Raw genomic sequence first — 15,445 nt, forward strand, 5'->3', positions numbered from 1 at the left:
CCACTTCCTTGTGGACCGCAACCGCATCTGACCGGTCGCACATGATGTAGGTCATCACGTCCGCCGCACGGCGCGGAGCCACCGAGAAGGCCTGAGAAATCTCTTCACGGGTCACGGCGCGCCCCTGTCGCAGCGCCCAGAGGGCAACCGCCTGCCAGAGAGGCGCCCCCTCTTCCCCCTCCATGCCCGGCGGCAGTCGCCAGACGCCGTGGTTGCTCTGGCGTCCGGTCTGGAGTTTGCCGCGCGCAGTACGCTTCATATCAGAATGTGTCTGTGAAAAATCAGTCAGTGACGCCTGGTGTTCGTTATCGAATGTTGCCATTGCCAGCTCCTTATCACATTGACCCGGTCAGTTCCGGGCGCTTCAGTTTGCCGCCAGCCAGTCCGGCGGCTTATGACGCCCGGGCGACCGCATTCACTCAGGCCGGTCCGGGCGAAAACAATTCATCAATTTCTTCGTTTACCTGTAACTTCAGTACGTTAACCACCACCACCGATTCACCCGCACCGGATCCGGGCGTGCAGAAACCCGCCAGCGCCGCAGCACCGGTTTTACCCGTGATGAATCAGTGGTGTTTTTTGGTCAGTTCAGCGTCAGTCAGTGCTGACACGGAGGCCCTCAGTCCACCCCCGCGGTACCGTGGGGGTTATCACCACGCACGTCGCGATTGTCATGACATTGCGCCCCCTCCGCTGACCACACGCCCCCGGGAGACCGGGTGCGCAAAGCGCCCGCACAGCAGTGCATGTCGTCCTGCCACCCGCAGCCGGCGAAGGGTGGCGTATCGCTGGCTGTACAGTGTTTTCATGTCAGCTCCCCTCGCGGGTTTACCTGTCACCTCGTCCAGACCGGCAATCATGCCCCCCAGTACATCAAGGTGCTGAGGTGACAGCGGGAGCCGGTACCTGCCCACACCGGGTAGCGGGCTCTTCCAGCGCAGGGCGGTAAGCAGCAGGTCACGCACCCGTGCTGCACTCAGGCCCGACGGGATAATCCGTATATCACCGGACATCCCGGACGGGATGCCGGCAAGCGTGAGCAGGGCAAGCGCACAGCAGGGAGACATGTCGGTGACCAGCGCCACCGGCACCGGCATCACCGACAGAAGGGCGGCCAGGGACCGGAGCTGGCGCATCAGGTCTGACAGGGTTCCCCCGAGACCAAGTACCACGCCACCGACACAGCGCGTCCGGCCTGCCGGGACATCCTCCAGACAACTGACACCCGTCACACCGCCAGACCAGGCGTTCAGGCAGTGGCATATCGCCAGACGCCTGAACGAGCAGGTATCCACCACCAGGATGTCCTGACCGGCCTGCAGTAAGTTATCCTCATGTCGCATGCTTATCTCCTCCAGTGTCAGACCCGCTCAGCGCCCCTTAAAGGCAACTGACCGAATGAACCTGCCCGATGACGCCCGGTACGAAAACACTCACGCCCACATCAGTTAGCGCGACCACCCTCGACGTCCCTGACCACAATGTCGAAGATGAGTGTGGCGCCGCCAGGAATGGCAGGCGGCATACCGGCATCCCCGTACCCCTTGCCAGGCGGAACTACTACCGTGAGCTCCCCCCCCACTCCCACCTTCTGCAGCCCGATGGCAACAGCCGGGAGCATAGCCCCCACCTTGACCGTTTTCTCCTGCCCATCTCGCCCACTGGCATCGAATACCGTGCCATCGGGCAGGGTGCCGGTAATCTGCAGGACCGCCATATCAGACGGTCGTAAATGAGGCCCCTTTCCTTTGTTCCCTATCCGGTACCAGGCCCCGGCGTCGCTGAAGGCACCTTTTTGTTTACTGAAGGAAATGCGGTAGGCCTTACCTTCCGTTTCCTGGTGCGTGCGTACATCAGCCGCGCGCTCGGTGTAAACGCGGTTCAGGTCATTGATGGCATCGCTGATATCACTGGCACTCATTTTGAGTCCATGCCCCGCAAACGCATCGCGCACGCCCGCCATGACATAGTTCGGATCCAGCTCAATACCCATGCTGCGCTGGGATGCCAGCGAGTTACCGATATCCTGCCAGACCCCAACCCCACTGGCGTAGGCCTGTCGCTGAATGTCCGTCGACGGCACCAGACTGGTATTGTCAGGCGACTGAGCCACCGGAGTGGTCGCTGGCGCCGGAGCAGAGACCCGTGGTGCGGAAATGGCAGATTCGGGTTGCTGCGCAGTCTGCGGCAACGGCAGGGATGGTGCCGGTGATACGGCCGCCGTACCGGCAGGTGTCGCGGGCACATGAGCAGATGCGGAAGGCGCCCCCACGCTTCCGACGGGCAACGGATTTCCTGAGGCGGATCCCGCCTCTCCAGCGCCTGGTGAGCCACTGACAGGCGACATATCGCCGGCATGTTCAGTCCCCTGCCCGGGAGATGCGACGGTGTCATGCGGCGTTGCCGGTGGCTGCTCTTCTGACGCGTGTGATGCATTCGCGGACAACCCCTGCAGTCGCGCCTGAAGTGCATTAATTTGCTGCTGGAGCTCTTCCACTTGTTGCGATGACGTGTCCGTGGCAGTCAGGCGTGCAGCCCCCGCCTCACCGGGCGCCTGAGCCGGAGGCGGCTCACTAACGGCGGCGGCCGCCAGGGGAAGAGTGTCGGCCCTAACCGCACCTGAGCCACACAGGGTAGTGATAACCAGTAGTCCACAACAACTGAGTCGACGTCGCCCACCGATGGGATTTAACAGTCTTGTTTGGTTCATATTTTTTCCTCTGCGCGCGATTCCAATTAGAAAAATTTATCATGCCGGGCGAGTGATTTACGCCGTCGGCCAGCGTCACTGTATGGTCGTCGTAAATCGCACGGTTACTTTCTTGTCGCCATAAGATGTCGACCAGTTACTCCCCGACAAGAAGACTTTTGGCGTCAGGGTGACTGGATTTGTAGCTATCGTTGTCGTTGCGGGCAGCGACCACGCCCATAAGGGTACAGGGGCGCTTATCGTGCCGAACGTAAGTGCTTTTCCTGCGGTTTGCCCGTCGCCGGGTATTACACCGGAGGGCCAGGAGTCAGGAGCGATGAGGGACAGGTACAGTCCTGGGTCAGAGAATGCCAACTTGCTTGAGTCGGAGTTTACCGGGGTTGCTCCAGTTCCTCCGTAGACCGTCGCAAGAGCTCCGACAGGGTATGACGATGCGCCGGTACACGACAGGCTAAATTGATTCGTTTTCGATGTTGGTATAGATATTTCCGTGCCGCCACCGCCGACAGGCCTGGTCACAGACCCCAGGTTCATAGCCTTGTTGGTTACGTTCAACGAGGTACAGTTGGGCAGGTTGCCGATGACAAATGTTTCGTTAGAATCAGACCCATCAATATTAATCGGCAGCACTGCGCCATAAGAATTAGACGAACTAGTATGGTAGTCGGACAACACGATCAGGCCCTGCCGCAATGTCACTCGGTAAGTATTACCCGCAGCCTGTTTGGGGTATGTGGCCTTAATACCACTGATTGAGCACCCCGAACCAATGCTCCGTATGCCGACGTCCGCGGTAGGCGAGTACCAAGTGTACCCAGAAGAATCAACTGTCGGAATGCTCGAGAACCTCCAGGGTGGACCGTCGCCGGCAGGAACGTTTCCAGATTTGTACCGCCCTGAAGGGACTGAATCTTTACGAAACCATGGTCCGTTAGATGAATCAAGCGATGGCGTGTAGGTTCCGGCGAGTGGATACGTAACTGTACCAACAACTTGTCCGTATTCCATCGTACACGTGCCGGAAGTCGTGATTTCCACAGATGTCGCGGATAGCACATCCGAGTTCGGGCCGGCCCCTGTGATCGTCCATGGCAATTTCAGCATGGCATCTGAAAAATTAGCGAACCAAGAACCCCCGCCTCCAGGCCCTGCCACAGGACTCGTCCAGGTTGATGCCGTCGCGGAATTGTTGGATATAGTTTGGTCAGGCGCGAACGCCGACGGAAACACCCGCGTGGCAAATTTTAGTGTCGAGCCCGCGAAGACCGACTGACTTCCCCCGAGAATCAGGATAGCCATAGCCCATATTTTCCACCGCCTGCGGTAAGCCGACATCCGCATACGCCCCTCTGCCGGGCGCCTGCTGAACCGCTCATAAAGCCGCCGTAACCGTTCGCGGTGGCTGACCTTCGCGCGCTGCGCGATGCCCTCCACACCGTGCTCACCCATCTGTGCGCCCATCCAGTCAAATCCTCTTGTCGTTCTGCCAATAAATGTCTTGTCCGGGTGCTGCTCGACATCCCCGGCGTTAAAAAACTGATTCAGTGCCCTGACATACCGGCGTAGCTGCCAGCGCGTCTTTGCCAGTATCACCACATCGTCCATGTAGCGGGCGTAATACATGCCCGACTGTTCGCTGAAGTACGTGTCCATCTGTGCGAGGTAAAGCGCCCCCATCAACGGGCTCAGGGAGCAACCCCGCGCAATGCCCTTCTCCGGCGTGTGAAACTCCCCGCCATACTCCACGGTGTAGTGGACGTACTGCGTTATCAGGTCCCGCAGTACCGGCTGCTGTATCTGGCGAAACACACACGCCAGTAAATTTTGTTTGTTTATACTCCCGTAGTAACCCCGAACATCCGTGCGGCACACCCAGCCCCAACGGTGCTCTACCAGTGAACGGGTCATCCGGGCCACAGACGACGGACCACCACCGTGGCCTTTCACGTGCTCGCAGCGGGCCGGGATAGCCAGTTGCGGCGCGATGATGAGCGCCACCCACTTCAGAACCAGGGCGTCGCGCGCAGACCACAATGCCTGCGCCTCTTTTTTTTTGCGTCCCCGTCCCGTTATAAGCATCGGAGTCAGCCGGTACTCACCACTCACCAACTGCGCAATCAGTGCATCCCTCGTCTGCGCCCAGCGATGGCGCAGAGCCCAGATGTCAGCATGGTCCGGTGCATTTTCCCGGCTGCGGCACAGCCATGACCACGCCTCATCAAGCGTGTCGGCAGCAACCTGAAAAGGCAGCCTACCGGCGTCTGCCTGACATGAAGTGAATGTCGGGGTAACAGTATTCATATGCTCCTCACTGACTGTTCATCTGAACCGCGCCCGCCACGCCCGGGCCGGTCGCGCCGACTGGCGCATCTGTGGGTGAAAAACGGGCATCCCGGGGAAAAGTCTTTGCTGCACCAGACAGCACTTCCTCTGCCTTCCGACTCTGACCGGTTGCCCTGAGATGACTGATGAGCATCGCGGTAAAATCCGGGTCCGCATGACGCCTGAGATACTGCTCCTCCCAGCCAATCACCGGCAGCAGGAGTGACATATCCCCCGTTTGTTGTGCACGAACGGCCTGCGCGACGGCCTCAACGCGCCAGGCGCGCTCAGACATCACCCAGGGATTCCAGGCTCGCGCGTTATGGAGGGCCTGCATCCGGGCCGGGCTCACCCCCTGCGTTTCAGCAAGCGTGAGCTGCATTCCCACGCCCATGGCGGTGACCATCCACGCGACAATGCACAGAGCGCTGCAGAACATCAGAAGACGGAGTGAAAAAAGGGTGACCCGGGTGCGGCCGGAAGTGGTTGTACCGGCAGCAGCCTGAGCCTGATGCTTCAGGGCAATATCAGCAAACGCCAGCAGCATCAGCACGATGGCATAATGCAGTGAAGACAGATAAATCGGGTATTCAAGCTGGGTATGGATAAGCACCGGAAACGCGCAGCACATGAGACCATACGCCTCACTGCCCGGGGCACCATAACCTCCCGCATCCGCTGCCTGTCGCCATGCACGCCAGAGCAGTAACCCGCCAGCCACCAGGATTAACAGAACACCCAGACCGGCGACCACGCCCCCCTCTGAAATCCAGTAGAGCAGTTCGTTATGCGGGTGCACGAGAACGGTGCTTTCCAGCCCCCTGTTGCCGGTACTCTGGCTGGCTGTAATATAGGCCATCTCAAAATGACCATACCCCCAGCCAGCCAGCGGACGCTGCCCAATCAGCCACAGGGTATTCATTAATATTGCTTTCCGGGAAAAGCGCGAACCGGAATGGTCAACCATTGCGCCATGAAGATGATGGTATAGTCCCATCCCGAGCCCCACCCCGATGACAGCAGTCAGTAACCACATCAGCGCATAGCGCCGGGAGAATTTCAGGGCAGATAAAACCATCGCAACAACCAGCACCGCAAGACAGACCCACCCGGTAATGCTCTGCGTCAGGGGAAGACATGCGGCCATCAGCAATGTCGCCGGGAGCAGGCCTGCAAGCGCCAGGCGTGAACGCCCCGTGACTGTCAGGTGACAGGCCAGCGCCAGGCCAGTCACCAGAAAGCTCGCCATTACATTAGGCTGGAAAAATATCCCACCTACCCGGTTTTCTTTCGTCACCCCAGCCACGCCGGCTAAAGACACATCAGGAAAAATAAGCTGTACAAGGCATAACACAGCCTCAACGACACATCCGAGCATCAACAGAATCAGGGCATGGTTTCGCGCCGCTTGCGTCAAAAATAAAGACCGACAGGCGAACATCAAAAGAACGCCCCCCGCAAGCCCCGCCATGCGCATATCTGCCAGATAGCGCCACGTGACGGGCGAGTACAGCCAGGGCAGAGAAAGTAGCACCAGACCGGTGAGCAGAGTCAGCATGAAGGATTCATTACGCCAGCCGAATACGCGCAATGGTCGGCAGGACGCCAGCAACACCATCAGCCCGACAAGCCCCCACAGTAAAATATTCTGAGGCAGGGACATCCCCGTCCCGGGGCTGTGCGCAAGATTCACATGCATCAGGAAGAGCATATGAATGGCCAGCATAAGGCAGGCGCCCCACGCCACCAGGCGATCGGCCAGCACGTACCCCGGGGTCATCACGTGTGAATGACGCTCCGGGAATACACCCGTTTCTGTCACCTGCATTTCTACATTATTCATCGCGCTGAAGCTCCTGATGTTCCGGGAATCACTGGCAGTTCATATCCAGAGTTTTAAGGGGGTGCCAGGTCTTATCTGAACGGTCACGCACCACCGGTTTGTCCAGACGGAATGGCACCTGACACTGAGCATCTGCCGAACGCCCCCACTTCACCTGCAACGTCCCTTTCTCCGGCATACCGGTCAGATACACCTGACCGTTATCCCCCACTATCGCCGACTGAACCGCGTCGGTATCTCCCTTCAGCACCGCAATAGCGCCAAACGGCACAGGCTTGTCGCGATAGCGCAGGTTCATCAGTAGCTGCTGGCCCATACGGATTTTATAATCCGCCACGACGACAGCACCGGAGGTCGGGTAGAACGCCTGACTTCCCGAAGGCGGCGTCGCGCCCTCCGGCAGGCTGGTCGGATCAATGTTAATGTTGTTCCGGTTGTAGGTCTGTGCAGACGAAACAATCGCATTCCCCCAGTAATCCGTGACCGCATCACTGTTCATCACCCTGACGCCGGATAATCCCGGCGTGTGAACCAGAATGGCCGCATCGCCGATACTCTGGGCGAGGGTGACACCGTGCTGATGCACAACAAGACCGCCGCTAGCTCCATAGGTTATGCCGCGACCACCATTGTTGTCGTAGTTGTACCCAAGGTTCATTTGGCCGTACCCGCCGTTGTACCCCAGAGCTGCGGAACCGCTGTTGCCCTGCCCCTGATTGCCCTGGCTTTGCGAGGCGCTCCAGTACATGCTGCCATCAGAGAGCATGGAGCCCCCGGTACTGACCTGATTGCTGGTGCGACCTGAATTGTCGTGCGACGTGCTGTAGTTGATGGAGCTGCCGGCAAGCGCCGAGGCCGAACCAAACAGACTCATCGGCACATTAAGGTTGAGCGACCACTGACGGTTTTCCGGCCAGTCGCCGTTACCACGCATACGGTCAACACTGTAGTTGATGCTCCAGCCAATCCGGTAAAGTGCACCGCTCAGCCCCGCAGAGACTGTTGTGTTTGTTTTATCGCTGCCCCAGTAGTTATCACGATGCCCGCTCACCCAGAGCTGATACCGGTCCCACAATTGCTGGCTCATGCGCACCTCGAAACTGCTGCGACGGCGGTAATTCAGCCATACCGGCAGACCGCTACCGGTGTCATATCCACGGGAATTGGCGTCATTAAAGCTCAGATAGTTGCGCGTAGAATAACGATAAGCAGTCAGGTCAACCGTGGTGCCGGTGGTCAGCATGCTCTTTGAGAAGCGGGCGCGGTAAGACTCACCATGGAGGGTGTCGCTGTCACCCGAAAGCTTCGCACGTGAATGCGTGGCATCAAGCGACATCGCCCCCAGCCTCCAGAGGGAGAACCCTGCCCCCAGAGCAACAGACTGATAGTTCTGTGCCCCGATACTGCCGCCGTAGAAGGTAATGTTGCCAGGCAGGCCATAAATAGCGGAAGCCATAGCAAAGCCCGGGGTTCCGGTGCTCCCCGTGCTGCCGTGGCCTGCATAATACTGACCAGCGGCCACTTCATAACGTAACTGGCCGGTTCGCTGCATCACAGGCAGGCTGGAATAAGGCTGACGAAAGCCGTGCTTTGTACCATCAGCCTCGGTGATGGTCACCACCAGGTCTCCTCCGGTACCACTCCCCGAAACATCAGTAAAACGAAAGGGTCCCGGAGCCACGTTCGCCTGATATATCAGATTGCCGTTCTGAGTGACGGAAACCTGTGCATTACTTTGGGCAATACCGCTGATCACCGGGGCGAATCCACTCATGCTGCCAGGTATCATGGCGTCACTGCTCATCAACCCCACACCACGGTAGGAGAAGCCATCCAGAACCTGGCTGCCCACGCTGCCGGTGGAGGTCTCCCCGATTGTTAACTGACTGCGAAGCGCCACGACATCCCGCTGCAGATTTGTCTGCTGCACGGCCCATTTTTGCTGCGACTGCACCACGCGACTTTTGGCCGAACTCAGTGAGTCGTACTGGTCATAGCGCTGCTGGTTGTAGCTGTATGTGGAGCTGTTACGAAGACGCCATGCCCCCAGATTAAGACGCGACTGGAATGAACCAAACAATCCTTGCGAATCAGATCGGTTACCCTCTGACTTGTACTGACTGGTGTTACCACTCAGGTTATAGTTGAGGATGAACGCTGGCATACCGCTTTGCCATAATGACGGATCCGCCACCTGATCACGGTTAGGTTTCATACTGACCTGCGGCACACTGACATTGAGCCGCATCTGTGAAAAGTCAAGCTTCGTGAAAGCCTGAGGTATATAGGCTGAAAGCGGTTTTTTAAGCGGACTGCTTGCCGGCTCCGCGCTCAGCAATGACGAGCTTTTCAGGTTAACGCCCATCGCATCCAGATCGGAGGGCGACAGCACGGGATGGAGTTGTCCGTCATCGCTTCGCGTAAAGGTGATATTCTCGGTACGGAAATACTCACCGTTAGTGTAAACATCAACACGGTACGTCCCCGCGGCCTGACCACCGGCACTTTCAAACTGGCTCAAATCAACCTGCTGCGCCCCCTGCGAACCAAACATAAGAAGCGACGGGTCAAAGTAATCACCCGCCACAGCAGACATGCTCCACACGCCGGACAAAGCCAGGAGAACCTGAATACAGACAGGTGACAGATGACGGACTGAAAAGTGCGGACGCTGGAGGTTCAGTTTATTGTTCACGAAGATTACCTTTTGTTTCTGTCACGGATGGCAGCCTCACCGCGTTAGCAGTCATAATGTCTGTATCAAATCCGGTTTCTGTTATTGCTCGCCACGCCACACTGACTGCGCCACTCCCTTTTAGCCCCCCAGGCACTGTCCAGACCTGCTGTCCAAACGGCGGCAGCATCTGCGCCAGTGAATTTCCGGGCAGGGCAATACCCTCCACCGACAACGTGCGAAACGTTATCCAGTAAGGTGTCGGATTACTCAGCACGAGCGAATCACCACGAATGACAGCCTTAATTTTTGCGGCAGCCTCACGAATGGCACCGGCTTTATTCAATGCTTCAGGTCGATAAAAAACCTTAATAGCCAGAGCAGACAGAAATTTTATTTTACTGTTTTTATCTTCCTGCTCTGGCGCGTTTTCCGAAGGGATCAGATTCACGGTCAGATAAAAAAGTGATTCTCGGTTCGTCGGAAAATCCCCCCCGATACGCAAAACACGAAACGCCTGCTTCGCATGAGCCTCCAGACGGTTGAGTGGCGGCGTCACAATAAAACTGTTTATTCTGGCGCCCGGCATACCGCTATCTGGCGCCGAATCTGACAAATAGGCCTGAACAAGATACGTATTATTTCCATTGTTATTCAGAACAATGCTTTTCCCCTGACGATCCTCATCAGAATAAATGACACGTGTATTTTCAAAATACGTTCCCGCCAGCGGTTCGCCGTACGCAAATGCTAAAGAGGAGTACCCCCCCACAGACAGGATAAGGAGAAAAACCATGAAGTATCGGCAACGGCGAATTATGCCAGTGCTTTTCTCACATGCGTCATCATTGTTATATGAAAACAAAATAACACTCCCCTTCCTCCGTTCTGGAGAAAAATAATTATCAGACCCCGTTCAACTGACGGCGAACACTATAAAACGGCATGAAATGCATCAGGCGGACCACGCCAGAAATTTGCATCACGTAAAATAAAGAATGTCTTTCATGCTGCACCTGAAATACGACCATGGCACATTCACTGACAATTCATTTCTTTTCACAATATTTTATATTGCGTGTTCCTCGTTATTCTCAATTCAGGAATGACATCTCATGCCGACAATATCAATACATAAAAATGCATTAATGAATAAGGGCATGATAGTCATCACTGACACCACCATAATCATTAATGAAAGACCAGGTCGCCTGCTCCCCTTTTCGCCCGGGTGATGCATACCGGGATTCTGAAAATGGCGCCAGCATAGAAGCGTCACCTTCCATCTCCACCTTCTCGCGCCCGAGCAATAAAGTGGCAAATGTCAGATAATAGGGGGTCGGGTTTTTTACCACGACATCATGCTCTTCACGTGTAAACGTAATTGACCTGTAAGCCTCAACGGGTTTCATTTTCAGCCCCTCAGGTCGATAAAAAAGCTTAATCCCCATACCAAGAGAAATCGCCAGCTGCGTGCCATTCTCTGACGGCGCACTTATTTCCCCGGGACGCCCCGGTATCGCATTGACGCGAAAACGAAAAATGGACTCCCGGTCTTGCGGCAGGTCCCCCCCGGTCCGCACCACCCTGATAACATTCTCACCATTACCCTCCAGTCTGAATAACGGGGGTAACACAGAAAATGCGGAGACGGGTTTGTTGCTCACCCAGTCAGTTACAGCGGCCTCCACCAGGTAAAATGTCGCCTCCGTATTTCGCATAGTAACGCTTTGCGATGATGCCCCCTGCGGATAAACAAGTCTTGTTTGTCCCAGCGCAATGCCGGCCTGAGCTAAGCTGGCATTCAGCCCGATAACAGCCAACACCAGCAGCTGATACATTCTTAACCGTTTTCTTATCATGTCTCGTTTTTCCTGGAGCCAGTCTCGTCGTAAGCGACACTTCAGTTATACGTAAAATCAAAATGCAGGGCCGCCGTCAGCGCGCCTGATGTTACCTGTGCTGCCGAAAAACTATCCCGCGATACCTGAACAAAAAAATCAACGGTTTTACCATCAGGCAATGTCGTCCCGTTAGCACCAGGGACATTCACTTTGGTCGGGTTAGCCTGAGTACCTGCCGTTAATGGTGTACCGTCCCCCGTCTTATCGTTTGTCAGAACAAACCCCACACCTTTAGCCTGTGAGGTGGCCCCTCTGTAGAGGGTTGTACTGGTCCCGACATTATCACGATCCCCCCAGACTTTAATTGCCGGCACCTGACTTCCCCCCACCCCGGCGCAATTTTTCAGGTTAAGAGTAATAGCCTTCCCTGAACTTTTGGCTGGTGTGACGCTTGAAGAAAATGCGGCAAGAGGGACATTATTCAGCGTTAGCGTTGCTCCATTAGTGTCTTTTCGTTCTATCTCGCAGGTGGGTGCTACCGTCGTTATCGTATAGGTGACGTCCACTGCTGGCGGATTTGCAGAGTGTGCCCCACGAGACATCGCCAGCAATGTCAACAGCATCACGCTCCATGCTAAGGAAAATGAGTTATTTTTTATTAGTCTCGCTGTTATTTTTAACATCTCTTCATTCCCGGTAGCGTTATTTGCATAATATTTTCCGCCTGACAGTAACTGGCCGAAAAACACATTCCACAATTTTAAAAGCAACACTCTGCTTATTGCCATGTGAAGTAAAACTGGACTGTTGCAGTTAATGTACCAGCAATACCTTTGCCATTGACAGTAGACGAATTACCGCTCGACACAGCGACAGCGACTGGAATATCTGTATTTCTCCAGTTGCTTCCATTTAACGGCGCCCCCTGGAAATTTTTACCATTTTGAATATTCGCTTCTGCCGAACCCGTCCATGTTACCTTCTGACCGCCGACAAAAAAAACAAACCCAAGACCACTTGCTGTACTGCCTGTATCGCGAAAAAGATATAAATCATTTGAAGCGGTGCCAGCCGAGGTGCCCTTTACTGTCAGCGTGGGTTTTGATACGCCGTAGTCACCATCACACCCTGTAAATTTAATATTAAATAGCTTTGAGCTCGACACTTTTCCGCTTGTACTCAACCCACTGGAGTCGATTTTTCCAAAATCCACTGTTCCTGCTACCATATCCCCCCCCTCGAGCGACACAGTACAGACAGCAGGAGTAATAGCCGTATTTACGCTCACATCAAGCTGGTTTGCATTTACCTTAGCAGATATAATCAGGCACAGGGGAAAGCCAGTTATACTGGCTGCAATAAACCGGAATGCTTTTAAAAAATCTTTTTTTATTCTTTGCATACGCATTACCTTAAGATTAATTGCCAGTATGTTTTATTATTCCGGGCAATATCTCCCGGATATGCCTGTGACTGCCTTCATTGATAATCGAAGGAAAAGGTCAGTCTGGCAGCCACCTTTCCGGTTTCTTTGCAGTTTACGTAGGTCTGCCCTGAAACAGGTATGCACCACATTGTAAATCGCACAGGGACAACGCTACCTGTGTCATCCAACGAAAAAGTCCCTTGATTGCTCATGTAGTCAATGGTGTCCCAACTTGAGATATCACTACTCTTGCGAAGCTGCACACGAATACCCAGTGAAGGCGTCGTATCATCCCCGGCTCCGGGAGTACGAAACATGGTTTTATTAGCAGAGCTCGCGTCGCCATTCAACGTCAGCGTCGGCATTAAGCTTGCGGACGGCAAGCCTGCACACGTTAATTTCAGAGCCTGCGGCGCGTCATCACTGGACAGCAGAGGTTTTGTAATAACTGCTGCGTCAGTTAATTTCGATGTGTCATAGATACCCAGAGAAATGCTGTCCTTTCCACTATCAAGAGCCACACTGCATGTAGCAGGGGTTATCTCGGCCTTGAAAACCCCCTGATTTCCGGCTGCCACATCTGAAGCCTGCGAGGCAAGCAATAAACCTAACCATGTAAGCGTTACTTTTCTCAAACGACGACATTTGTGCCGGGAGTCATTCAGCCCCCCTTTGCCGCCCATCACTTTATCTCTCCATTGCCAGTGACCACCCCACCCAGGTCGTTTGCAGCAGTCCATGTTGCACGCCCACTCTGACTCAGAGGATACGTACCCTGAACAATGTAAGTTGCCTTGCTGAAAGGGGGGATCATTTCCTGCTGATGTTCATTGAACTTGACATCACGACCGTTAAGCCTCAGTGAAAGCATGCTGACATAATACGGAGACGCGTTATTAGCTACTATTCCTTCAGGTGTACGGGAAAATGCCAGGTGCTTTGCTGCATCTTCCGCTGACGCGACAAGCCCCTCCGGGCGATAAAACATCTTAATGGTGTTACCGACAGAGTAGACTATCCCCCCGGACACAAACCCGCTGTCATTATCTCGCGACAACGGATTGCTTTTAGGAATACCGGAAACATTTAAATAAAACAGACTTTCGCGATCTTTGGGTAACTGACTGGCATCACCAACAATACGTAACAAACTCGAAGAGTGCCCCTCCATTCTCAACACAGGTGGTGAGATAAAAAAAGGTGTATTCCCTTTACCGTCGACAAAACGAGACATTCGTGAAGTAATAAGCCACGGAGAGTCGGATGTGTTATTCACATTCACCGTTACCTGCCCTGAGTTAGCCATAAAAACAAGTCTGGTTTTGTTAAGATTAATTCCTCCGGAGTCAGCATGGGCTGATAGTGCGACACCGCAAAGCATCATAAAAGCAGCCAATTCCAATAAATGCTTACGTCGACTTATAAAATTTTTTAGTTTCATGATATTGTTTTGCCTGATACCCGGAGCAAATGCAATTAGTGAATAATTTTTGCCCGGGCATATCCCCCCCGGGCAATTAAATCCAGATACTGCTATTTAGTTATACGCAATTGAGAAATTGAGTGGCGCTTCGATATGCTGTGGTGCAGGGTTTGCCGATGTGCTAGCCATGTAAGTGGTAAAGGTAACGAATTTACCGTCTCCATTTGCCGAAGTATCACCTGATACAAATTTATAAACAGGAACAGCAGTGCCATTTGTAATCAGCGCGTCTTCATTCGGCTTAGTCAAATCGAGAGGAGCAGCAAGAGACGCTCCCGCAGTTCCGACAGTGGCTTTTACCCCCCCGCTGTAAACCCCGTCAGCACCAGCGATAGGTGTCCCTGTTACCATCAGAGATACAACGCCATCTTTAGCTGCAGTACCTGTACAACCTGAAAGCCCTACAGAGAAAGTTTTCTTTGTGTCAGCAACGTAATGCAACTGGGAGTAAATCCCAGCACCCGCGGCAAACTGAGAGGCTGCACGGTTACCCAGCGATACCGAATTCTGTGATGCAGAAGCATTCACCGTACAACTTACTGCAGATACATCCCCAGTGATAGTTACCTGTGGCTGATCACCTGCATGTGCTGCAGAAACACCTGTCATAACCATTGCTGCGACCATACCCATCTTAATTAATTTGTTTTGCATTTTTTTATTCCAAAAAAGTTTTGATTACCCTGAACAAAGTTCAGCGCTTGTTGGCTCCAGACAATGGCACCTTACTGGCGTAAAGGGTTACATTTAGGACCATTTTGACAACCATTTTCCGCAGGTGGAGTTTTAAGCCTTAAAAGGAGAAAGGGCCGGATGGTTTAACCAACATTCAGGAACGAAACAGGAAAATGGACTTTCCTTTTCGAAAGAAGAGATAAATGTGAGAGGGACTGGAGAGAAAAAAGCAAATTTCGAAGAGAGTGAAACAGGAATAACCTTATTAAATACAGATAATTACATCCAAAAGCACATCAAACCTTTCCCTTTATTTACAACTACTTACAAATAGCATCGAGCTTTATCATCTTTTCGTTATGGAAAAATAACGGCGCTGAACTAACATAGTTAACAGTTTGGTCCTAAATGAACCCTTTTTTTCTTGTTTTTCAACCGCCACACCCCCTCAAATCTTTCCGCATTACT

The 15,445-nt window shown here is 53.9% G+C and carries 13 protein-coding genes; all 13 read right to left on the reverse strand.

Going from position 1 to position 15,445, the window contains the following annotated elements:
• On the reverse strand, window positions 1-322 hold a 322-nt coding region (locus tag ACERY3_RS25110), incomplete at its 3' end, for a CaiF/GrlA family transcriptional regulator (protein WP_373226768.1).
• A gap of 349 nt (window positions 323-671) precedes the next feature.
• The gene (locus ACERY3_RS25115; protein WP_373226769.1) at window positions 672-1,343 is read right to left on the reverse strand and encodes a hypothetical protein; all 672 of its coding nucleotides are present in this window, start codon (window positions 1,341-1,343) and stop codon (window positions 672-674) included.
• Between the two features lie 101 nt (window positions 1,344-1,444).
• The gene (locus tag ACERY3_RS25120; RefSeq protein ID WP_373226770.1) at window positions 1,445-2,710 is read right to left on the reverse strand and encodes an FKBP-type peptidyl-prolyl cis-trans isomerase; all 1,266 of its coding nucleotides are present in this window, start codon (window positions 2,708-2,710) and stop codon (window positions 1,445-1,447) included.
• 75 nt (window positions 2,711-2,785) lie between these two features.
• Window positions 2,786-5,011, reverse strand: coding sequence for a reverse transcriptase domain-containing protein (locus tag ACERY3_RS25125; protein ID WP_373226772.1), 2,226 nt, complete (start codon window positions 5,009-5,011; stop codon window positions 2,786-2,788).
• A 7-nt stretch (window positions 5,012-5,018) separates the two neighbouring features.
• Window positions 5,019-6,875 carry a Wzy polymerase domain-containing protein gene (locus ACERY3_RS25130; RefSeq protein WP_373226773.1) on the reverse strand — a complete coding sequence of 619 codons (1,857 nt, stop codon included), beginning with the start codon at window positions 6,873-6,875 and terminating at the stop codon, window positions 5,019-5,021.
• A gap of 28 nt (window positions 6,876-6,903) precedes the next feature.
• Window positions 6,904-9,570, reverse strand: a complete 2,667-nt coding sequence (locus ACERY3_RS25135; RefSeq protein WP_373226775.1) for a fimbria/pilus outer membrane usher protein — start codon at window positions 9,568-9,570, stop codon at window positions 6,904-6,906.
• Window positions 9,560-10,414: a molecular chaperone gene (locus tag ACERY3_RS25140; RefSeq protein ID WP_373226776.1), complete on the reverse strand. Its 855-nt coding sequence runs from the start codon at window positions 10,412-10,414 to the stop codon at window positions 9,560-9,562. Before ACERY3_RS25140 ends, ACERY3_RS25135 begins: the two co-directional genes overlap by 11 nt.
• Window positions 10,415-10,694: 280 nt before the next feature.
• Entirely contained in the window at window positions 10,695-11,390 is a 696-nt protein-coding gene (locus ACERY3_RS25145) for a molecular chaperone (protein WP_373226777.1), read from the reverse strand.
• A 62-nt stretch (window positions 11,391-11,452) separates the two neighbouring features.
• Complete coding sequence (locus ACERY3_RS25150; protein ID WP_373226778.1) at window positions 11,453-12,181, reverse strand: fimbrial protein; 729 nt, start codon at window positions 12,179-12,181, stop codon at window positions 11,453-11,455.
• Window positions 12,172-12,795 carry a fimbrial protein gene (locus tag ACERY3_RS25155; RefSeq protein ID WP_373226779.1) on the reverse strand — a complete coding sequence of 208 codons (624 nt, stop codon included), beginning with the start codon at window positions 12,793-12,795 and terminating at the stop codon, window positions 12,172-12,174. Before ACERY3_RS25155 ends, ACERY3_RS25150 begins: the two co-directional genes overlap by 10 nt.
• A 77-nt stretch (window positions 12,796-12,872) precedes the next feature.
• Window positions 12,873-13,502, reverse strand: coding sequence for a fimbrial protein (locus tag ACERY3_RS25160; protein ID WP_373226782.1), 630 nt, complete (start codon window positions 13,500-13,502; stop codon window positions 12,873-12,875).
• Complete coding sequence (locus ACERY3_RS25165; RefSeq protein WP_373226780.1) at window positions 13,502-14,260, reverse strand: molecular chaperone; 759 nt, start codon at window positions 14,258-14,260, stop codon at window positions 13,502-13,504. The genes ACERY3_RS25160 and ACERY3_RS25165 overlap by 1 nt, the downstream gene beginning before the upstream one ends.
• 96 nt (window positions 14,261-14,356) lie before the next feature.
• Window positions 14,357-14,956: a fimbrial protein gene (locus tag ACERY3_RS25170; protein WP_373226781.1), complete on the reverse strand. Its 600-nt coding sequence runs from the start codon at window positions 14,954-14,956 to the stop codon at window positions 14,357-14,359.
• Window positions 14,957-15,445 lie beyond the last annotated feature (489 nt).

Source organism: Enterobacter cloacae complex sp. ESBL7 (genome assembly GCF_041679625.1).
In the GTDB taxonomy this organism is placed as follows: domain Bacteria; phylum Pseudomonadota; class Gammaproteobacteria; order Enterobacterales; family Enterobacteriaceae; genus Enterobacter; species Enterobacter asburiae_B.